Source organism: Novosphingobium aquimarinum, assembly GCF_009746585.1.
Lineage (GTDB): Bacteria > Pseudomonadota > Alphaproteobacteria > Sphingomonadales > Sphingomonadaceae > Novosphingobium > Novosphingobium aquimarinum.
In genome coordinates, this window is sequence record NZ_WRPO01000003.1 from 127905 (window position 1) to 147076 (window position 19172).

At 65.1% G+C, this 19172-nt stretch carries 16 protein-coding genes; 4 read left to right on the forward strand and 12 right to left on the reverse strand.

The annotated features are described in order from the left end of the window. The first annotated feature begins 38 nt into the window (after positions 1 to 38). Positions 39 to 1073, forward strand: a complete 1035-nt coding sequence (locus tag GQO94_RS04650) for a chemotaxis protein CheB (RefSeq protein WP_156840002.1) — start codon at positions 39 to 41, stop codon at positions 1071 to 1073. 66 nt (positions 1074 to 1139) lie between these two features. On the opposite strand, the gene GQO94_RS04655 is transcribed toward GQO94_RS04650, so the two are convergent. From GQO94_RS04655 to GQO94_RS04665, 3 genes are read right to left on the reverse strand one after another with little or no spacing between them, the layout of a single operon-like run. Beyond that, on the reverse strand, positions 1140 to 2693 hold the full coding sequence (locus tag GQO94_RS04655) for a DHA2 family efflux MFS transporter permease subunit (RefSeq protein ID WP_156840003.1): 1554 nt from the start codon (positions 2691 to 2693) through the stop codon (positions 1140 to 1142). Further along, positions 2693 to 3886 carry an HlyD family efflux transporter periplasmic adaptor subunit gene (locus GQO94_RS04660; RefSeq protein ID WP_156840004.1) on the reverse strand — a complete coding sequence of 398 codons (1194 nt, stop codon included), beginning with the start codon at positions 3884 to 3886 and terminating at the stop codon, positions 2693 to 2695. Before GQO94_RS04660 ends, GQO94_RS04655 begins: the two co-directional genes overlap by 1 nt. Then, positions 3883 to 5340 carry an efflux transporter outer membrane subunit gene (locus GQO94_RS04665; RefSeq protein ID WP_156840005.1) on the reverse strand — a complete coding sequence of 486 codons (1458 nt, stop codon included), beginning with the start codon at positions 5338 to 5340 and terminating at the stop codon, positions 3883 to 3885. The genes GQO94_RS04660 and GQO94_RS04665 overlap by 4 nt, the downstream gene beginning before the upstream one ends. A 66-nt stretch (positions 5341 to 5406) precedes the next feature. On the opposite strand from GQO94_RS04665, the gene GQO94_RS04670 reads away from it, so the two are divergent. Beyond that, positions 5407 to 6036 carry a TetR/AcrR family transcriptional regulator gene (locus tag GQO94_RS04670; protein ID WP_156840006.1) on the forward strand — a complete coding sequence of 210 codons (630 nt, stop codon included), beginning with the start codon at positions 5407 to 5409 and terminating at the stop codon, positions 6034 to 6036. On the opposite strand, the gene GQO94_RS04675 is transcribed toward GQO94_RS04670, so the two are convergent. Next, positions 6033 to 6623, reverse strand: a complete 591-nt coding sequence (locus GQO94_RS04675; protein WP_156840007.1) for a TetR/AcrR family transcriptional regulator — start codon at positions 6621 to 6623, stop codon at positions 6033 to 6035. The two genes, GQO94_RS04670 and GQO94_RS04675, sit on opposite strands and share 4 nt — an antisense overlap. Before the next feature lie 247 nt (positions 6624 to 6870). Between GQO94_RS04675 and GQO94_RS04680 the strand changes: the two genes are divergently transcribed. Further along, positions 6871 to 10266, forward strand: coding sequence for an acyl-[ACP]--phospholipid O-acyltransferase (locus GQO94_RS04680; protein ID WP_232332776.1), 3396 nt, complete (start codon positions 6871 to 6873; stop codon positions 10264 to 10266). A 210-nt stretch (positions 10267 to 10476) separates the two neighbouring features. On the opposite strand, the gene GQO94_RS04685 is transcribed toward GQO94_RS04680, so the two are convergent. Continuing rightward, complete coding sequence (locus GQO94_RS04685) at positions 10477 to 10752, reverse strand: PilZ domain-containing protein (protein ID WP_156840008.1); 276 nt, start codon at positions 10750 to 10752, stop codon at positions 10477 to 10479. A gap of 72 nt (positions 10753 to 10824) precedes the next feature. On the opposite strand from GQO94_RS04685, the gene GQO94_RS04690 reads away from it, so the two are divergent. After that, the gene (locus GQO94_RS04690) at positions 10825 to 11319 is read left to right on the forward strand and encodes an asparaginase domain-containing protein (RefSeq protein ID WP_156840009.1); all 495 of its coding nucleotides are present in this window, start codon (positions 10825 to 10827) and stop codon (positions 11317 to 11319) included. Here GQO94_RS04690 and GQO94_RS04695 read toward each other — a convergent pair whose 3' ends face one another. The 7 genes from GQO94_RS04695 to GQO94_RS04725 form a co-directional block, all read right to left on the reverse strand. Then, a complete protein-coding gene (locus GQO94_RS04695; protein WP_156840010.1) occupies positions 11320 to 12306 on the reverse strand; it encodes a DUF2891 domain-containing protein in 987 nt (328 codons plus the stop codon). A gap of 124 nt (positions 12307 to 12430) precedes the next feature. Continuing rightward, a complete protein-coding gene (locus GQO94_RS04700) occupies positions 12431 to 13369 on the reverse strand; it encodes a DUF979 domain-containing protein (protein ID WP_156840011.1) in 939 nt (312 codons plus the stop codon). Beyond that, the gene (locus GQO94_RS04705) at positions 13366 to 14046 is read right to left on the reverse strand and encodes a DUF969 domain-containing protein (RefSeq protein ID WP_156840187.1); all 681 of its coding nucleotides are present in this window, start codon (positions 14044 to 14046) and stop codon (positions 13366 to 13368) included. Before GQO94_RS04705 ends, GQO94_RS04700 begins: the two co-directional genes overlap by 4 nt. Before the next feature lie 302 nt (positions 14047 to 14348). Further along, positions 14349 to 16553 (reverse strand): catalase/peroxidase HPI, encoded by a 2205-nt coding sequence (katG, locus tag GQO94_RS04710; RefSeq protein ID WP_156840012.1) that lies wholly within the window; start codon positions 16551 to 16553, stop codon positions 14349 to 14351. 110 nt (positions 16554 to 16663) lie between these two features. After that, positions 16664 to 17497, reverse strand: a complete 834-nt coding sequence (gene fghA / locus GQO94_RS04715; protein ID WP_156840188.1) for an S-formylglutathione hydrolase — start codon at positions 17495 to 17497, stop codon at positions 16664 to 16666. Further along, positions 17497 to 17880: a VOC family protein gene (locus GQO94_RS04720; protein ID WP_156840013.1), complete on the reverse strand. Its 384-nt coding sequence runs from the start codon at positions 17878 to 17880 to the stop codon at positions 17497 to 17499. The genes fghA and GQO94_RS04720 overlap by 1 nt, the downstream gene beginning before the upstream one ends. Further along, complete coding sequence (locus tag GQO94_RS04725) at positions 17880 to 18992, reverse strand: S-(hydroxymethyl)glutathione dehydrogenase/class III alcohol dehydrogenase (protein ID WP_156840014.1); 1113 nt, start codon at positions 18990 to 18992, stop codon at positions 17880 to 17882. The genes GQO94_RS04720 and GQO94_RS04725 overlap by 1 nt, the downstream gene beginning before the upstream one ends. Positions 18993 to 19172 lie beyond the last annotated feature (180 nt).

Genomic DNA, 19172 nt, shown 5'->3' on the forward strand with positions numbered 1-19172 from the left:
GGGCCGCCTCATACCGCGTAACGAAAGGCCTTTCTCTCATGCATGACGCCCGCGTCCTCGTGGTCGACGATTCAGCGGCCATGCGGGCCCTTTTCTGCGACGTACTTGAGCAATCCAAGAGCGTGCGTGTGGTGGGTACCGCAGCCAATGCGTCCGAAGCGCGCGACCTGATTCCAGACCTGATGCCCAACGTCCTGACGCTCGACGTCGAGATGCCCGGCATGAGCGGAATCGAATTTCTCGAAGAGGTGATGAGCAGCGGCAGCCCGCTCCCCGTCGTCATGCTGTCCTCGCTCACCCAGAGCGGTACGGAAACGAGCCTCAAGGCCTTCGAACTGGGCGCGGTCGAGTGCTTTCCCAAGCCGCTCAAATCGAGCCCCGAAGAATTCGCGCAGATCGTCAGCAAGCTCGGCAAGATCGTCGTCGCGGCGGCGAACTCCAACGTGCGGGTCAAGCCCAAGGTGAAGGCCGTCAAGGCAGAAGAAACCGACAGCTACGCGCCCAATGGCACGATCGCAGCGTTCAGCGCCTCGATGGGCGGCGTCGACGCGCTGTCCGAAGTTCTTTCGAGCTATCCGGCGCAGTGCCCGCCGACGGTCATCGTCCTGCAGACCGAACCGGCCGTCGCCAACGCCTTCATCGCGCGTGCCGACAAGGATTTTGCGTGCAAGGTCGTGGCGGCCGAGAACGGCGCCGCGCTGGCCCCTGGAACCGTGCATATCGCGTCCGATCCGACGAAGCACATCATTGTCGAGCCCGGTGAAACGCCGGTCCTGCGCGTGGTGGAGCGCGATCCGGTCGAAGGCTTCAGGCCCTCGGCAACGCTGCTGTTCGGGTCGATCGCGCGTGGCGGCAAGCCGGCCATCGGCTCGGTCCTTACCGGGATGGGCGAAGATGGTGCGAAGGGCCTCAAGCTGCTGCGCGATGCCGGCTGCAAGACCTTGGCGCAGGACCGCAACACCGCCACCGTCCCTCAGGCCCCGGCTGCGGCAGTCGCCGCTGGCGCGGTCGACGAGGAGCTCAATCTCGAGGATCTGGCCGCCGCCGTCCTCGCCGCCTGCGGCGAAGGCTGACGCCGGCCAGCGCGACGGGCGGTTCCGCCGCGCCGCGACGCGTAGCCGCCGCGCCGAGACGCAAGCCTAGTGGGCCGCGACGGGTTTCACGTCCTTCGGCGGGCGTGGCGCCAGCCAGATGGTCGCAGCGGCAACGACCAGGATTACGGCGGCAATCTCGAACAAGTGCGTGGTAGCCAGCGCCGTTCCCTGCTCGCCGACGACTTGCGCCAGCGCTGCGCGCGCCTGTTCCAGCGAATATCCTTGCGCCTGAAGCTGGCTCATCACGGCCTCGGATTGATTGAGGTTGGCTCCCAATTCTGCCGTGTTTGAACGCGATAGATTGGCCCACAACGTGGTGATCAGCGCGGTCGCGACAGCGCCCGCCAGCGTTCGACCGAAGTTGGCGATACCCGCCGCCGATGCGACTTCGCGCGGTTCAACCGCACCCAGGCTGATCGTGGTCAACGGCACGATGAACAGCGCGACACCCGCCCCTTGCAGGAGCTGCGGCAGAGACAGTGTCCAGAACGTCGCTTCGGACGACCACCAGATGGAACGCAGCCCCGCGATCAGTCCGAGCCAGGAAATTCCCAGGAAGACCAGCATGCGCGGATCGAGCTTTTTCATCAGCTGCGGCACAATCGGCGAGATGACCACCGCGAGCACACCTGAAAAGGCCATCGCGTAACCCGCATCGGTTGCCGTATAGCCAAGTGACGTCTGCAGCCATTGCGGAATGATGACGATCGACGCGAAGTAAGTTCCGAAGGCGAGCGTCAGAGAGAATGTCGCGGCGGAAAAACCACGATGCCGGAAAACCTTGAGGTCGACGATCGGGTGTTCCTCGGTCAGTTCCCAGATCAGGAAGATGGCAAAGAAGATCGCGGCGATCACCGAAAGGGCCACGATCTTTTCCGAGGAGAACCAGTCTTCCTCGCGTCCCAGGTCGAGCATCATCTGAAATGCGCCGACCCAGATTACCAGCAGCGTGAGGCCGATCTTATCGATCGGCAGCTTCTGTGTCGGGGTCTCGCTGCCGCGCAACAGCGTCAGTGCGGCGAAAAAGATGACGGCGACGAGCGGAAGGTTGATGAAGAAGATCCAGGGCCAGGACCAATTGTCGGAAATGTAGCCACCCAGAATCGGTCCGCCGATCGGCGCGACGACGACCGTCATCGCCCACATCGCCATGGCTTTCGAATGCGCTTCCTTCGGAAAAATCCGCAGCAGCAGGGTCTGGGTCAGCGGCATGAGTGGCCCACCGGAGAAGCCCTGGCCGAGACGAAAGACAATCAGCATCGAGAGCGAATTCGAAATCCCGCACAGCGCGGAAAACACGCCGAATCCCACCAACGAAACCAGGAAGACCCGCAGAGTCCCGAAGCGATTCGCCAGCCAACCGGTCAATGGAACGCAGATCGCCTCGGCCACGGCATAGGACGTGATCACCCAGGTCCCGCTGGAGACCGAAACCGCCAGTCCTCCGGCGATATGCGGCACCGAAACGTTGGCGATCGTCGTATCGAGCACGACGATGAAGTTTGCCATCGCCAGCACGAAGCCGGCCAAGGCCAGTTTCGCGCCGGAGAGCGTGGTTTGCTCCCCCTCCGCTGCTTGGGGCCGTGCCACCGAAGCCATCAGTCGCGACCGTCGGTCAGATCGATCTCGGCTTCCATCGACAGGCCGACGCGCAGCGGGTGCGCCTGCAATTCCCGCGAATCGAGCTGGATCCGCACGGGGAGGCGCTGCACCACCTTGATCCAGTTGCCGGTCGCGTTCTGCGCCGGGATCAGTGAGAAAGCGGAACCTGTACCGCCGGCGAAGCCGATGACCTTGCCGTGATAGACGACATCGCCGCCGTAGAAGTCGGAAGTCAGCGTGGCCGGCTGGCCGGGACGCACTTTGCCGAGTTGGTCTTCCTTGAAGTTGGCATCGACGTAGAGCCGATCGGTCGGCACGATGATCATCGCGACCTGACCGTTATCGACCTTTTGCCCGACCTGCACGGTACGCTGCGCGACGACGCCGTCGACGGGCGCCCGAATCACCGTGCGCGACAGATCGAGCTGAGCTTGCGCCAGCCGCGATTTCGCGAGCAGGACTTCGGGCGCGGTTTCCACGGTGGTCCCGGTCACGAGCGCGCGCGTCGCTTCCTCGTTGCGGCGGGCGCTGACTGCCTGCGAGCGGGCCTGCTGGATCGAAGCCTGCATCTGGCTGACCGCGGCCTGCGCGGTTTCCACCTTGTTGCGGGCCTCGGTGACTTCATCCGCAGAGACCGCGCCGTCGCTGACCAGCGCCGCGCGACGCCGATAATCGGTCCGCGCCCGTTCCAGATCGGCTTGTGCCGACGCAAGCCGCGCCTGCATTTCCGGCACTGCCGATTCAGTCGCGGCCGCCGCGGCGCCCTGCGCGGATCCCTGTTTCACCGCCTGTTCGTAGCGGCGCTGTGCGTAGGCAAGGCCCGCCTCGGCCTGAGCCAGTGCCAGCCTCTGGTCCTCGTCATCGAGGCGCATCAGCAACTGGCCCTTCTTGACCGGCTGGGTATCGATCACAGCCACTTCGACGACTCGCCCCGAAGTGAGCGGCGTGACTTGCGCGTTGTCTCCGGCGACGTAGGCATTATCGGTCGAAACCGAGTTGCTGCCGATGACTTCGACATAAAGAAACCAGCACAGCCCGACCACGACGACGGCGATCGCCAGATAGATCAGCAGCGGCTTGCGCTTTTCGGCGCCGATCACTCGTCCAGAGCCGCCGGATTCGGCCTCGGGCGCCTCGTCGTGCTCGGCAATTTCCGCATCGCGGGGCATGTCTGACCCGTTCTCGCTCATGACTCTGGTACCTCTTCGTCTGTCTGATCCGCAAAGCCGCCGCCGAGCGCGCGCTCGAGCGCGACCTCGCGAGCCAGTGTGCGGAAATGCGCGTCGACTGCGGCTTGGCGCGCGTCGAGCGCGGACTGCAGCGCACTGAGCGCTTCGATATAATTGGCGAGACCGCCGCGATAGCGCTTCAGCGCTAGCGCATAGGCCACTTCGGCATCCTGCCGCGCCGCGATCGCATCGCGTTCCTGGGCTTGCGCGATGTCGCGCCCGGCGACGGCATCGGCGACGTCGCGCAAGGCGGAGACCACCGTGCCGTTGTAGTTGGCGACGGCCTCGTCATAACCACCGCGAGCCTGGGTGTATTGTCCGCGCAGCCGTCCGCCTTCAAAAATCGGCAGGCTCAAGGCGGCTCCGGCATTGCCGTAAGTCGAGCCGGTGTCGATCAGATTGGATAGGCCGAGCGACGTCAGGCCGATCAGTCCGCGCAGCGAGATGTCGGGCATATAATCGGCCCGCGCCACATCAATTCGAGAAGCCGCCGCTTCCACTCGCAACCGGGCGGCGACGATGTCGGGGCGACGCCCGGCAAGGCCGATTCCGGCGTTTGCCGGGACCGGCATCTCGGCGACATTCTCGATCGGGGTCGGCACGAGGTCGATCGTGCGATCGGGCCCCGCACCGAGCAGCGCGGCCAGCGCGTGACGCCGGACCGCGATCTGCTCGCGATTGGCGGAAAGCTCGATCCGGGCAGTCGCGACGGCAGCGCGCGCCTGGCGCAGCGGGCTTTGATTGTCGAGGCCTTGCTCCACGCGCTTGCCGGTCAGGTCCAGCACTTGCTCGCGCGCCGCAAGCGCATCGACGTAGGCCTTGTCGCGCTCGAGCAATCGCGCAAGATCGAAGTAAGACGAGACGACATTGGAAGCGATCAGCAGTTCCGCCTGCCGAGCATCGACTTCGCGCGCTTCGGTCTCGGAGCGCGCCGCCGCCAGTGCGGCCCGATTCCTGCCCCACAGATCAAGGTCGAAGTCGCCCGAGAGCGCGAGTGAACCGGTGCTTTTCCAGCCCCGCGGGACGAACGCGCTGGGAACGCCGTTGTTGTAGCTCTGCTTGTTCAGACCGCCCGTGCCCTGCCCCTCGATCTGCGGCAGGCCCGCCGCCCCCGCCACCGCCTCGGCGCCACGCGCCTGGCGGATGCGGGCGGTCGCGGCTGCCACGTCGGGCGACGTTGCAAGCGCTTCGGCGACCAGGGCATCGAGTTGCGGATCGTTATATGCGGTCCACCACGTATCTGACGGCCAATCGCCAATGCCGGGGCTCGCGTTCAGCGAGCGCGCGGATGCGAGATCGGCGGGCGCGCGCAATTGCGGACGCGGGCCGAGGTCGGGGGCGGCGCATGCAGACAGCGCCAGCGCCAATGCGGCAGCGCTCGCCGCAGCGAGTCGAGGGGAAATCGGTGTACTCATCAGTACGCTTTCAATCGTGTCGCCCCTTGCCGATGTCAATAGAAAAGTGTACTAGCCAGTACAGTCATGATCGAAGCAACCTCCAAACGCGAACTCAACAAAGTGCGGCGCCGCGCCATGATCGTCGAGGTCGCGACGCGGTGGTTCCTCGAAAATGGGTATGCCGCCACGTCGATGTCGGCGATAGCGGACGAGATCGGCGGTTCCAAGGCGACCTTATGGTCGCACTTTGCATCGAAGGATGAGCTTTTTGCAGCCGTCGTGGACGAGCTGATCGGTCGCTTCAGCGAGGAAATCAGTGAATTCCTGATCAATCAGACGTTCTCGATCACCAATTTGAAGAATTTTCTCCAGCGGTTCCTCGACCGCATGATGGACGACCCGTCGGCACGCTTGTTTCGCCTGGTCCTGGGCGAAGGCGAACGCTTTCCCGAGATTCAAGACCTGTACTGGGAGCGGGGCCCGGCCACGATGCACGAACACGTCAGCGATTTTTACGGAACCGCGTTCGAGCCCGACGAAGCGCGCCGCCTGGCCCGCGTGACGATTGCGGCGATCACGGGCTTTCGTGCCCAGCTTCTCATCGCTCCCCCAGATTTAATGCAGTCGGAAGCGAAGCTGTTCGTCGAATCACTGGTATCGCACTTGCACTTTCCCGCCTGCGAGAAGGCGCAGCGTCCTAGCGACGCGTCCTAACGATACGCGGCGAGCGCATCCTCGACGCGGTCGAGCGCGCGCGCGACGGGATCGGTCTCCCCCAACAAGGCGAACGTTCCGTTCAGCGCGAAGAAGCAGTGGCCGTGGACGGTCGCCAGCAGCGATCGCGCGAGCTCGGGCGCGTCCGCTGACCGCTCGGCCGGCAGTTCATCGGTAATCTCGCGGATGATCACGCCGGTGATCGCCTCGACTTTCGCGCGCTGAACCTCCGGCATCTCCTCGCCTTCGGACAGCCGGAAGTCGTAGAGTGCGGTCCAGGCATGGCGGTGTGCGATCGCGAATTCGAAATAGGCGCGGATGGCGGCTTCGAGACGCCCCTGCTCGACTCCTTCGAGATGCCGCTCCAGGTTTGCGAGCCACAAGTCCAGAGTCCGCCCGTTGATCGCGAGCAGCAGCTGATCGTAGGACCCGAAGACGTTATACAGCGTGCCGATCGTATACCCGATCCGCTTGGCCACTTCGCGCGCGGAAAAGCGGGCGAAGCCCACTTCCGAAATCTGCCGGTGTCCCTCGCTGACGATCATCTCGCGCAGCTCGGGCCGCGTGTGGTCCGACCGTCTGCCCATCGCTTGCGCCCTAGCGCATCGCCAGCGGGATTTGAAGAATTACCCCGTTCCCAATCGCCACCACTCATCCTTCTACCGGCCGCACCGCCTTAAATTGAACAACGATCAATATTTTAATTGAACACCGAATAATTATATGCCATTGGCTCTCTCGCAGGAAGATCTGCGCCTTTCCCGTTCGTCACGCTTTGAACCGCGTGGCCGGACGTGCGAGGAGAGTGTTTGCACCGAAGCCCCGGAGATCCCGTTGTCCGCACCTGACATTTCCCTGCTCACGAAGCGACGCTTCGGGCCGATGTTCGCGGTCCAGTTCATGGGCGCATTCAACGACAACCTGCTGAAATTCGCTCTGCTGTTTCTGGCGAGCTTCGGCCTCTACGCGGCGGAGCCCGACAAGGCCGAACAGCTCGCAGTCATCGCGACCGGGCTGTTCATCCTGCCCTACTTCCTGTTCTCCGCGCTCGCGGGGCAGATCGCGGATCGCATCGACAAGGCGCGGCTGGTGCGCATCGTCAAGATGGCCGAAGTCGGCATCATGGCGATCGGGCTGGCCGGATTCTGGTTCGAATCGGTTGCCGTACTGCTCTTCGCGCTGTTCCTGATGGGCACGCACTCTACGATCTTCGGCCCGGTCAAGTATTCGATTCTGCCGCAGCATCTGGCCAAGGGCGAGATCATGGGCGGCACCGGCCTGATCGAGGCGGGCACTTTCCTCGCGATTTTGGGCGGACAACTCCTGGCGGGGCTGATCCCGGCGTGGGAGGCCGGGCTCGCGGCGATGGGCATCGCGCTTGTCGGGCTCGGCTTTGCCATGCTGGTTCCGCCCGCGCCGCCGACGCGCGTAGACCATCCGATCGACTGGAACATACTGCGCGGCACCTGGTCGATCCTGAAAGTGGCCCACAAGGGCCGCGGCGTCTGGCTCGCGATCCTGGGGGTGAGCTGGTTCTTCACTGCCGGCGCGGTGCTGATGAGCGAATTCGCGCCACTGGTCTCAGGGCCGCTGGATGCGCGCCAGGAAGTGGTCTCGCTGCTGCTCGTGGTGTTCTCGGTCTCGATCGCGATCGGCAGTCTGGCCGTGAACCGGCTGCTCAAGGGCGAAGTCTCGGCGCGCTACGTGCCGGCCAGTGCCCTGGGCCTGGCGGCGGGCATGATCGACTTGTGGCTTTCGGCCAGCATGTTCCAGGTCTACGCGCCCGACGCCACGATCGCGCAGTTCCTGCGCAATCCCGGTGCCTGGCGCGTGATCGCCGATGTCGTGCTGATCGCGGTTTCGGGCGGCATGTTCATCGTCCCGCTCTACGCGATCCTGCAGACCCACGCCGAGCCCGAGGAGCGCTCGCAAGTCATCGCCGCGAACAACATCATCAATGCGCTGGTGACGGTGTGCGTGGTGATCGTCGTCACCTTTATGCTGAGCTCGGGCGTGACCGTGCCCGGCGTGATCGGCGCGCTGGGCTTCGCTACGCTGACCGTCGCGCTGATTTCGGTCTGGCTGCTGCCGGAGACGCTGTTCAAGGCCTTCGTGCGCGCCGCGCTCAAGCTGTTCTACCGCGTCGAAGTCAGCGGCAAGGAGAACATGCCCAAGGCCGACGAACCCGCGGTCGTGGTCGTCAATCACCTCAGCTTCCTCGACGGCCTGCTGCTGGGCGCCTTCCTGCCCGGCAAGCCGACTTTCGCGATCTCCACCGCAATCGCGAAAGCATGGTGGATCAAGCCCTTCCTCAAGCTGTTCGAGGCTTTTCCCGTCGACCCGACCAATCCGATGGCAGCCAAGGCCATGGTCAAGGCGGTGCGCGAAGGTCGGACCCTGGTGATCTTCCCCGAAGGACGGATCACCGTGACCGGCGCGCTGATGAAAGTGTTCGATGGCCCGGGCATGGTGGCCGACAAGGCCAATGCGCCGATCGTCCCCGTCCGGCTCGACGGGCCGCAATACACCATGTTTTCGCGGATGCAGGACAAGGTCCGCCGCCGCTGGTTCCCCAAAGTGCGCATCACCGTGCTGCCGCAACGCCGCTTCACCATCGAAGGCGAAATGAGCGCGCGCCAGCGCCGCGCGATCGCCGGCCGCAAGCTCTACGACGAGATGAGCCGGATGATCTTCGACACCTCGCCGACGCATCGCACGCTGTATCAGGCACTGGGCGAGGCCCGGCGAGTCCATGGCGGCGATGCGCTGGTGGTCGAAGACATCAAGCGCGAACCCTTGAGCTATGACCGGCTGATCCTCGCCTCGGGCCTGCTCGGCAAGGAACTGGCGAAGGAAACCGCGCAGGGCGAGAACGTGGGCCTGCTGATGCCCAACGTCAGTGGCGCGATCGTCGCGTTCTTCGGCTTGCAGGCGCAAGCGCGCGTTCCGGCGATGCTCAACTTTACCGCAGGCGAGGCCAACATGCTCTCGGCCTGCGCGACGGCCGAAATCAAGACGGTGGTGACCGCGCATGCTTTCGTCGAGCAGGCCAAGCTGGGAGGACTGATCGCAGCCCTGGAGCGCGAAGGCCTGAACGTGCTGTATCTGGAGGATCTCGCCGCCCGGATCGGCAAGTTCGCCAAGCTGTGGGGCCTCGTCTCGAAACGCGCGCCGATGCGCTCGCACAAGCACTTGAGGCTCTCGCCCGACGGGCCGGCGGTGATCCTGTTCACCAGCGGATCGGAAGGCACGCCCAAGGGCGTGGTGCTCACCCATCGCAACTTGCTGTCGAACTGCGCGCAGCTTGCCGCGCGGATCGACTTCAACCCCGCCGACACAGTGCTGAACGCGCTGCCGATCTTCCATTCCTTCGGGCTGACCGGCGGCACCCTGCTGCCCCTGCTGAACGGCATTCGCACCGTGTTCTACCCGAGCCCGCTCCACTACCGGATCGTGCCCGCGCTGGCCTACGACGCGAATGCGACGATCCTTTTCGGCACCGACACGTTCCTGTCAGGCTACGCGCGCATGGCGCATAGCTACGACTTCTACTCGCTGCGCTACATCTTCGCCGGCGCCGAGAAAGTGCGCGACGAAACGCGGCGCACCTATGCCGACAAGTTCGGGCTGCGCATCATGGAAGGCTACGGCGCGACCGAGGCGGCCCCGGTGATCGCGGTCAACACACCGATGCATTTCCAGGCGGGCTCGGTCGGTCGGCTGCTGCCGGGAATCGAAGCGCGGCTGGAGGACGTGCCCGGCATCGAGGAAGGCGGGCGGCTGTTCATTCGCGGTCCCAACGTGATGGCCGGCTACCTGCTGGCAAACGATCCCGGCGCGCTCAAGCCGCCCGAGGACGGCTGGCACGATACCGGCGACATCGTCACCATCGACGATCAGGGCTTCGTCGTCATCCGCGGGCGTGCCAAGCGCTTCGCCAAGATTGGCGGCGAGATGGTCTCGCTACCCGCGGTCGAGAGCTACGCCGCAAAGGTATGGCCCGATGCCGAACATGCGGTCGTCACGCGCCCCGATCCGAAGAAGGGCGAGCAGCTGGTGATGTTCACGACGGCGAAGGACGCGAACGCCAAGGAACTGCAAGCCTGGGGCCGCGCCAATGGCGTCACCGAACTGATGATCCCGCGCGACATCCGGCCGCTCGACGCCTTGCCCGTTCTGGGGACCGGCAAGCTGGATTACGTGACGATGGGCAAGATGGCGGCGGAGTAAACGTTCGAAGCCGCCCCCTTTAACGTCACCCCGGACTTGATCCGGGGTCCCGCTTGCCCTGGAAGAAAAGAGCGGGACCCCGGCTCGGAGGCCGGGGTGACGGGGGAACTGAGCTCAATGTTGGCGTCTGCTCGATTGGCCGCGGCGATCCAGCACAGCATTGGCCTCGGCACCAGCCGAAGGTCCGCTCGAATGGGCGGACCGGACTAACTAACTGGTCACATCGAACTCCACGCCGAAGCGGTTGCCCCTGACCCAGCGGACCAGCCCCCAGAACTCGCGACCGTCGGGAAGATCGATGCTCACGACTTCTTCCTCCTGCGGCACGCGGCCGCGCGTCACGGCGCTGATGCCGCGCGCGGAGACATCGCGCACGATGATCTCGATCGGCTCGCCCGTGCCGTCGCGCAACTGCATGCGCGCCACTTGCGGGCGGCGCTTCTCACGAATGACGGGCGTGGGTACGAAGCGGTCGGAACTGGTCATTGAAACTGCTAACGGCTTCAGATCGATACGTTTAAGCCCTCAGGGGCGCAAAGACAGGAAGTGAATCTCCGCATGGTCCAACGATCCCCGATCCTCGTCATCACGACCGGTGGAACCATCGACAAGGAATATTTCGACGCGCTCAGCGAATATCAGGTCGGCGAAAGCCAGATGGCGCGGCTGTTGCGGCTGGGCCGCGTGACGCACCCGGTCCGCGTGATCGAACTGATGCGCAAGGACAGCCTCGAACTGACCGATCCCGACCGCGAGCTGATTGCCGCGACGGTGCGCGAGGCCGAGGAAACCCACGTCGTCATCACCCACGGCACTGACACGATGGCGGACACGGCGCGCGCCATTGGCGGCGACACCGGCAAGACGGTGGTGCTGGTGGGCGCACTGGCGCCGGCGCGCTTTGCCGAAAGCGATGCGCCCTTCAATCTCGGCATGGCGTTCGGCTGCTGCCAGTCGGCCGCGCCGGGGGTGTGGATCACGATGAACGGCTCGGTGTTCGATGGGCTCAAGGTGCGCAAGGACCGTGCGGCCGGAACGTTCGTCGAAGCCTGACTATTCCAGCGCGAGCAGCGCGAAGGTCGCCAGCCAGTGCTCGCCCATGTAATCGCCCGCGACGTGCGGCAGGCTGGCCGCAAGGTGCGCCTGCGCGGCCTCTTCTGTCGTCGTGGCAAGCGGGTGATCCGCGCCCAGCGCGCCGCCAATCGCGCGCCAGCACCACGCGCGCGAGAGGTTGAGCCCGTCGAGGTGGGCGATCTTGCCGTCGCTGCGATCCGAAACGGTCGCGGGCATGAAGAGCGTGGCGGGCTTGCGTTGGGCGAGGCGCGGCAGGAACTGATCCAACCAGTCCGCAAAGGCGTCGCGATCGAGCAAGCGGCTCATCAGCAGCGCCTCGGTGAGCGCGGAGGAGAGGAACTCGTCGCCGCCCGGCTCCCAGGCCTGGCAGTCGCGATCCTCGGCAAACCATACGCGCGCCCGGTCGGCGATCAGGCTGGACAGCACCGGGTCGCGGCCCTGAGCCCACTCACCCGCGAGCGTCAGTGCGAAGGCGATATTGAAGTGCGTTCCTACCCGCAGCGGATAGGTCATCTTCGGCAGGAAGTTGCGGAACCGCTCGGCAAAAGCCTGTGCCAGCGGCTCCAGCGCCTCCGCCCACGGCGCGTCGTGCCGCGCTGCCTCGGCATGCAGCGCCAGCAGCCAGGCCCAGCCATAAGGCCGCTCGAACCCGGCGCTGTTGGGTCGCTGCAGATAGGCCAGCTCGCCCGCGACTTTCTCCGGCACCAGCATTTCATCGGTGCGCGCGCGAATCGCGGCGGCTCCGGCCATGTCCGGATAGAGCCGTAGCAGGCGCAGCACTTGCCAGTAGCCGTGGACGCAAGAATGCCAGTCGAAGCTGCCGTGGAAGATCGGGTGATGCTCGGCCGGTTCGCGCACGTCCTCGGGCCCGTTGTAGACGAGGTCCATCTTGAACGGATAGCGCTTGCCGAGATGCGACAAGGTGAGGCGCGCGAAGCCCTCCGCGATGTCTTGCGTCAGTCTCATCGTGCTACCCCAATTACATCGTCATGCTGAACTTGTTTCAGCATCCATCTCGCCCCTTGGAACGACGGCACGATGGGAGAAATGGACCCTGAAACGAGTTCAGGGTGACGGGTGAACGCCCCCATCAGAACGCCAGCCACCAGATCAGCCCGATATTCACCGCCAGCAGCGGCAGCGCCGTGCCGATCTGCCGCCGTATCACGCCGTATTCGTCGTTCAGTTCAAGTAAGGCGGCGGGCACCAGATTGAAGTTCGCCGCCATCGGCGTCATCAGCGTGCCGCAGAACCCCGCAAGCATGCCGATCGCGCAGACGATCGCCGGTTCGCCATCATAGCGCTCGATCAGCAGCGGAATGCCGATCGCAGCGGTCATCACCGGAAAGGCGGCGAAGGCATTGCCCATCACCATCGTAAACAGCGCCATGCCGAGGCCATAGGCTGCGACCGCGCCGAACAGGCTGCCCTCGGGGATCGCGAGCTGAACGATGGAGCCCACCACATCGCCCACGCCCGCCAGCGCGAACACCGCGCCCAGGCTCGCCAGCATTTGCGGCAGGATCGCGGCCCAACCGACCGAATCCATCAGCCGCCGCCCCTGCTCGAGCGGCACGGGAGCGCCCGCGCGCAGCCAGACGTATCCGGCGGCCAGCGCCAGCAGCACGCCCAGCCCCAGCGAGATCAGCGTAGTCTGCTTCGGATCCACCCATTGCGGCACTTGCTTGAACACGAACGTGCCGATCAGCGCGGTCATCGGAATGACCAGCGCCAGCAGGAACAGGCCGTTGCCGAAGCGCGCGGAACGCTCGCGCCGCACGACGGGATCGACCTCGCCGTCCGTCCCGCGCCCCAACTGGCCGGTCCCGGCAATGGCGACCAGGCACAGCACCAGGATACCGTTGCCGAGATCACCCAGTGCATCGCCCGCCCACATGCTGAGCGCGAGCAGACCCCAAAACAGCGATGTGCCCCAGCGCTTCGGATTGGTCCGGTCGCGCAGGCCCAGCAGCGCAAAAGCGGCGAACACCGCGCCGGCCAGCGCATAGACCCAGGTCAGCGTAATCATGCTTCGTTCGTCGCCTTGCGGGGGCCCTTGAGCCGGCGATCGAGGCGGAACAGGCGGAACCCATGGATCAGCGCGACGGCGATCGCGGTCGGGATCGCCCAGACGGACAAGTGGAACGGCTCGATGTCGTAGCCGTACTGTTCGAGCAGGCCCTTGATCAGCAGGATCGATCCGATCGCCAGGAAGATGTCCTCGCCGAAGAAGACGCCGACATTGTCGGTCGCTGCGGCCCAGGCCTTCACTTCCTCGCGCGTGTCCTCGTCCATGCCTTCGGACTGGCGATCCCCCGCCGCCTCGGCCATCGGCGCGACCAGCGGCCGCACCGTCTGCGCATGGCCCGCGATCGAGATCAGCCCGACCGCCGCCGTCGCCTGACGCAACAGCATATATCCTGTGAGCAGCCGTCCGACGGTCGCGCCGTGCAGGCTTTCGATCAGCGCCCTCGCCCGCTCCTGCAGGCCATAGGCTTCGAGCAGGCCGACCACCGGCAGCACCAGCCAGACCACGCTGACATAGCGCGCCTCGTTGAACGCCTTACCGAAAGCCGAGACGATTTCGACCGGGCCGAACCCGGCGGCGATCCCCGTCGCCAGCGCCGAAGCCAGGATCACCAGCAGCGGGTTGAACCGCAGGACGAAGCCCGCGACGATCACGACAATGCCGATCAGCACCCACATCAGCTGGTCACCTAGAACCGAAGCGCACGACATGAGCCCCGTCATGCTGAACTTGTTTCAGCATCCATCTCGCGACCCGAAGCGACGGCGCGCGAGGAGAGATGGACCCTGAAACAAGTTCAGGGTGACGGGCGGGCAGTGTCGCAAACGTCGATGCGGAAGAATGCGGCAAGTCGGGACGGTCCTTTCGGCGGGATTTCGCGCCAGCGGACCATAGGCACATGAGACGGACCGGCAATCCCTTCCCCAACGAAAAAGGGCGAGCCTCAGGCCCGCCCCTTCCCTCGTGTGGCCCTTTGACCTCAGGCGAGGTCGTAGCGGTCCGCGTTCATCACCTTGGTCCAGGCGGCGATGAAATCGCGCACGAACGTCTCGCCCGCGTCCGCCGACGCGTAGACTTCGCTGATCCCGCGAAGCTGCGAGTTCGAGCCGAACACCAGATCGGTGCGCGTGGCGCGCCACTTTTGCTCGTCGGTCTTGCGGCAGGTGCCGATGAACTCCTCGTCGCTTTCCTCGCTGACCTGCTTCCAAGCCGTGCCCATGTCCAGCAAGTTGACGAAGAAGTCGTTGGTGAGTTGGCCCTTGCGATCGGTCAGCACGCCCTCGGGCGCATCGCCATGGTTGACGCCCAGCACCCGCAGGCCGCCGACCAGCACGGTCATTTCCGGAGCGGAAAGGCCGAGCAATTGTGCGCGATCGAGCAGCAGTTCCTCGGTCGGAACGCGCATCCGCGTGGGCAGATAGTTGCGGAAGCCATCGACCTTGGGTTCGAGATATTCGAAACCCTCGGCATCGGTGTGCTCGTCACCGGCATCGACGCGGCCCGGAGTGAACGGCACCGTGATCGATTGACCCGCCGCCTTCGCCGCCTGCTCGATGCCGACACTGCCGCCGAGCACGATCAGGTCCGCGATCGAGACGTTCCCCGCTTCGCTCGCGATCTTCTCATAGACCGCCAAGACCTTGGCGAGCTTTTCGGGCTCGTTGACGTCCCAGTCCTTCTGGGGCGCGAGGCGGATGCGCGCGCCGTTCGCGCCGCCGCGATGGTCCGAACCGCGCCAGGTCGAGGCCGAGGCCCAGGCCGTGCGCACCATGTCGGCCACCGTGAGGTCCGACGCGGCGATCTTGTCCTTGAGCCTGCCGACGTCCGCGTCCGACAGCGGAGCGTGCACCGGCGCCGGGAGCGGGTCCTGCCACAGCAGGTCCTCGGACGGCACTTCGGGCCCGTGGTAGCGCGCTTTGGGTCCCATGTCGCGGTGGCACAGCTTGAACCAGGCGCGCGCGAAGGCATCGGCGAACTGATCGGGATTGGCCCGGTACCGCTCGGAAATCTTGCGGTATTCAGGGTCCATCTTCATCGCCATGTCGGCCGTGGTCATCATCGTCGGCACGCGCTTGCCCGAAGTGTGCGCCGCCGGAGCGAGCGTGTCGTCAGGATCGCCGACTGGGTGCCACTGGGTCGCGCCCGCCGGGCTCTTGGTCAGCTCGTACTCATGGTCGAGCAGCATGTCGAAGTAGCCCATGTCCCACTTAGTCGGGTTCGGCGTCCAGGCGCCTTCGAGACCGGAGGTGATGGTGTGATCGCCCATTCCGCTCTCGTGGTCGGACGTCCAGCCGAGGCCCTGCTGGGCGATGTCCGCGCCTTCCGGCTCGGCACCGACGAGGTTCGCATCCCCCGCGCCATGGCACTTGCCGAAGGTGTGGCCGCCGGCGGTGAGCGCGACGGTTTCCTCGTCGTTCATGCCCATGCGCGCGAAGGTTTCGCGGATGTCGCGGGCCGAGCCGAGCGGATCGGGATCGCCGCCGGGGCCTTCGGGATTGACGTAGATGAGGCCCATCTGGATCGCCGCCAGCGGATTTTCGAGCGCCATTTCCTTGTCGGGCTGAATGCGCGTTTCGGCACCGGCGCCGACCCATTCCTCCTCGGTGCCCCAGTAAACGTCCTTTTCGGGCTCGAGCACGTCGGCGCGGCCGCCGCCGAAGCCGAACACCGGGCCGCCCATCGATTCGATCGCGACGTTGCCCGCCAGGATCATCAGATCCGCCCACGAGATCTTCGCGCCGTACTTCTGCTTGATCGGCCAGAGCAGACGGCGCGCCTTGTCGAGATTGGCGTTGTCGGGCCAGGAATTGAGCGGAGCGAAGCGCTGCTGCCCGCTGCTGGCGCCGCCGCGTCCATCACCGGTGCGGTAGGTGCCCGCCGAGTGCCAGGCCATGCGGATGAAGAACGGGCCGTAGTGGCCGTAGTCGGCCGGCCACCAAGGCTGGCTGTCGGTCATCAGCGCGTGAAGATCGGCCTTCAGCGCATCGTAGTCGAGCGACTTGAACGCCTCCACATAGTCGAAATCCGCGCCGAACGGGCTGGCGCTCTTGCCGCCTTGCGTGAGGATGTCGAGGCTGAGCTGGTTGGGCCACCAGTCGCGGTTGGTGCGGCCGAGCAGCGAGCGCGCAGCATCGGCGGAAAACGGACAGCCGCCGCCCAGCGGGTCAGAGGTCTTGGCGTCCATGGCATTATCTCCCTTCATTCGGACTTGATGAAGGATAACTATGGCATGCCGACTAATCGGGAAAGCACCCAGAGGTGCTTAGTGTGATCGGCAGGGCCGATTGAAGGTCCTCAGGCCTTCAATCGCGCCGCGTGCCAGCCGACGTGCTCGCCAAGGTACGTGGAAATGAAGAAGTACGAGTGATCGTAGCCTTCCTGCATGCGGATCGTCGCGGGCTGGCCCGCCTTGTCGCATGCGTCGCGCAGCAGATGCGTCTTGAGCTGGTCCTCGAGGAAACCGTCCGCCGTCCCCTGATCGACAAGCAGATCGGGCACGCGCGCGCCATCTTCGATCAGCGCGCAAGCATCGTATTCGCGCCACGTGGATCGGTCTTGTCCGAGATAGCCGCCCAGCGCCTTGTCACCCCAAGGGCAATTCAAGGGACTGACGATCGGCGAAAACGCGCTGACCGAGCGGAACCGCCCGGAATTGCGCAAGCCGATGGTGAGCGCGCCATGCCCACCCATCGAGTGACCGGTGATCCCCTGCCGGTCCATGTCGACCGGAAACTCGGCGGCAATCAGCGCTGGCAATTCGCTCTCGATGTAGCTGCGCATGCGGTAGTGCTTCGCCCAGGGTTCCTCGGTCGCATCGACATAGAAACCCGCGCCCTTGCCGAAATCGTAACCTTCGTCATCGGGCACGTCGTCCCCGCGCGGGCTCGTGTCCGGCGCGACGAAGATCACGCCGTGCTCGGCGCAAGCCGCGCGGTATTCGCCCTTTTCGGTCACGTTGGCGTGCGTGCAGGTGAGGCCCGAAAGATACCACAGCACCGGCAGCTTAGAGCCCGGCGCATGATCGGGCACGAAGACGGAGAAGGTCATCTCCGTCCCCGTCTCGCGGCTGTCGTGCTTGTAGACGCCCTGCGCGCCGCCGTGGCTGCGATTGGTCGAAACGGTTTCCATCATTTGACCCGGTAGAAGGCGCATAGCTTGTTGCCGGCGGGATCCCGCAGATATGCGAGATAGACTTGGCGTCCCTCGGTCACATCGCGGATGCCCGGCGGATCCTCGATCGCGGTCCCGCCCGCCGACAGCCCGGCGGCATGCCACGCATCGACCTCGGCAGGCGACCCGGCGAGGAAGCCCAGAGTGCCGCCGTTCGCGCCGGTGGCGGGTTCGCCATTGAGCGGCGTGCGCACGACGAAACGCGATCCCGCATGGGCGTAAACGATCCGCCCGATCTCGTCGATTGCGCCCTCGGGCACGCCCAGCGCGCCGAGCGCGGCGTCGTAGAACGCCTTGGACGCCGCGATGTCATTCGCGCCCAGCATGACATGGCTGAACATCAGAATACCACCACGCTGCGGATCGACTTGCCTTCGTGAATCAGATCGAAGGCGGTGTTGATTTCCTCGAGGCCCATGACGTGCGTGATCATCGGATCGATCTCGATCTTGCCGGTCATGTACATGTCGACGATCTTGGGCACGTCGGTGCGGCCCTTGGCCCCGCCGAACGCGGTGCCGCGCCAGTTGCGCCCGGTGACGAGCTGGAACGGGCGCGTGCTGATTTCCTTGCCTGCCTCGGCCACGCCGATGACGATCGAGGTGCCCCAGCCGCGATGGCAGGCTTCGAGCGCGGTGCGCATGACTTCGGTGTTGCCGGTCGCATCGAAGGTGTAATCCGCGCCGCCGTCGGTCATCTGCACGATCTTGGCGACGGTCTCCTCCCGGCTCAGCCCCTTGCTGTTGAGGAAGTCGGTCATGCCGAACTTGCGGCCCCATTCCTCGCGGTCGGGGTTGAGATCGACGCCGATGATCTTGTTGGCGCCGGCCAGCCGCGCGCCCTGGATCACGTTGAGGCCGATGCCGCCCAGCCCGAACACGACGACGTTGTCGTTCACTTGCACGTTCGCGGTGTTGATCACCGCGCCGACACCAGTGGTGACACCGCAGCCGATGTAGCAGCTCGTCTTGAACGGCGCGTCCTCGCGGATCTTGGCAACGGCGATCTCGGGCAGCACGGTGAAGTTCGAGAAGGTCGAGCAGCCCATGTAGTGGTAGATCGTCTCGCCATTGTACGAAAAGCGGCTGGTGCCGTCGGGCATCAGGCCCTGCCCCTGCGTGGCGCGGATTGCGGTGCACAGATTGGTCTTGCCAGACAGGCACGATTTACACTGGCGGCATTCGGGCGTGTAGAGCGGGATCACGTGATCGCCCGCTTTCACCGAAGTGACGCCGGGGCCCACTTCGCGCACCACGCCGGCGCCCTCGTGGCCGAGGACCGAGGGGAAGATGCCTTCGGAATCGAGACCATCGAGCGTGTAGGCATCGGTGTGGCAAATACCGGTCGCCATGATCTCGACGAGGACCTCGCCTTGCTTCGGCCCTTCGAGATCGAGTTCGACGATCTCGAGCGGCTTCTTGGCTTCGAATGCGACGGCGGCGCGGGTCTTCATGCAGTCAATCTCCAATCGAACGGGCGCCTCGGCGCCGGGTTGCGCGCTGCCTAGCAGCTTGCGCGCGGTATTTTAAGCGGTGTCGGCTGCGGCGGTATATCGCTGCGACCGGACCGCCTTGCGACACTTTCGTACAATCTGGAACAAACCTGCGACCAGTCATTTCCCCGCCGTTCACTT

Coding starts and splice junctions, on each gene's coding strand:
- katG (WP_156840012.1), bottom strand. CDS start 16,553: ATGGACGCCAAGACCTCTGACCCGCTGGGCGGCGGCTGTCCGTTTTCC.
- GQO94_RS04700 (WP_156840011.1), bottom strand. CDS start 13,369: ATGATTACGCTGACCTGGGTCTATGCGCTGGCCGGCGCGGTGTTCGCC.
- GQO94_RS04655 (WP_156840003.1), bottom strand. CDS start 2,693: ATGGCTTCGGTGGCACGGCCCCAAGCAGCGGAGGGGGAGCAAACCACG.
- GQO94_RS04695 (WP_156840010.1), bottom strand. CDS start 12,306: ATGAGACTGACGCAAGACATCGCGGAGGGCTTCGCGCGCCTCACCTTG.
- fghA (WP_156840188.1), bottom strand. CDS start 17,497: ATGGAAACCGTTTCGACCAATCGCAGCCACGGCGGCGCGCAGGGCGTC.
- GQO94_RS04650 (WP_156840002.1), top strand. CDS start 39: ATGCATGACGCCCGCGTCCTCGTGGTCGACGATTCAGCGGCCATGCGG.
- GQO94_RS04685 (WP_156840008.1), bottom strand. CDS start 10,752: ATGACCAGTTCCGACCGCTTCGTACCCACGCCCGTCATTCGTGAGAAG.
- GQO94_RS04660 (WP_156840004.1), bottom strand. CDS start 3,886: ATGAGCGAGAACGGGTCAGACATGCCCCGCGATGCGGAAATTGCCGAG.
- GQO94_RS04705 (WP_156840187.1), bottom strand. CDS start 14,046: ATGTGGGTGCTGATCGGCATTGTCGTGATCGTCGCGGGCTTCGTCCTG.
- GQO94_RS04690 (WP_156840009.1), top strand. CDS start 10,825: ATGGTCCAACGATCCCCGATCCTCGTCATCACGACCGGTGGAACCATC.
- GQO94_RS04675 (WP_156840007.1), bottom strand. CDS start 6,623: ATGGGCAGACGGTCGGACCACACGCGGCCCGAGCTGCGCGAGATGATC.
- GQO94_RS04670 (WP_156840006.1), top strand. CDS start 5,407: ATGATCGAAGCAACCTCCAAACGCGAACTCAACAAAGTGCGGCGCCGC.
- GQO94_RS04725 (WP_156840014.1), bottom strand. CDS start 18,992: ATGAAGACCCGCGCCGCCGTCGCATTCGAAGCCAAGAAGCCGCTCGAG.
- GQO94_RS04720 (WP_156840013.1), bottom strand. CDS start 17,880: ATGTTCAGCCATGTCATGCTGGGCGCGAATGACATCGCGGCGTCCAAG.
- GQO94_RS04665 (WP_156840005.1), bottom strand. CDS start 5,340: ATGAGTACACCGATTTCCCCTCGACTCGCTGCGGCGAGCGCTGCCGCA.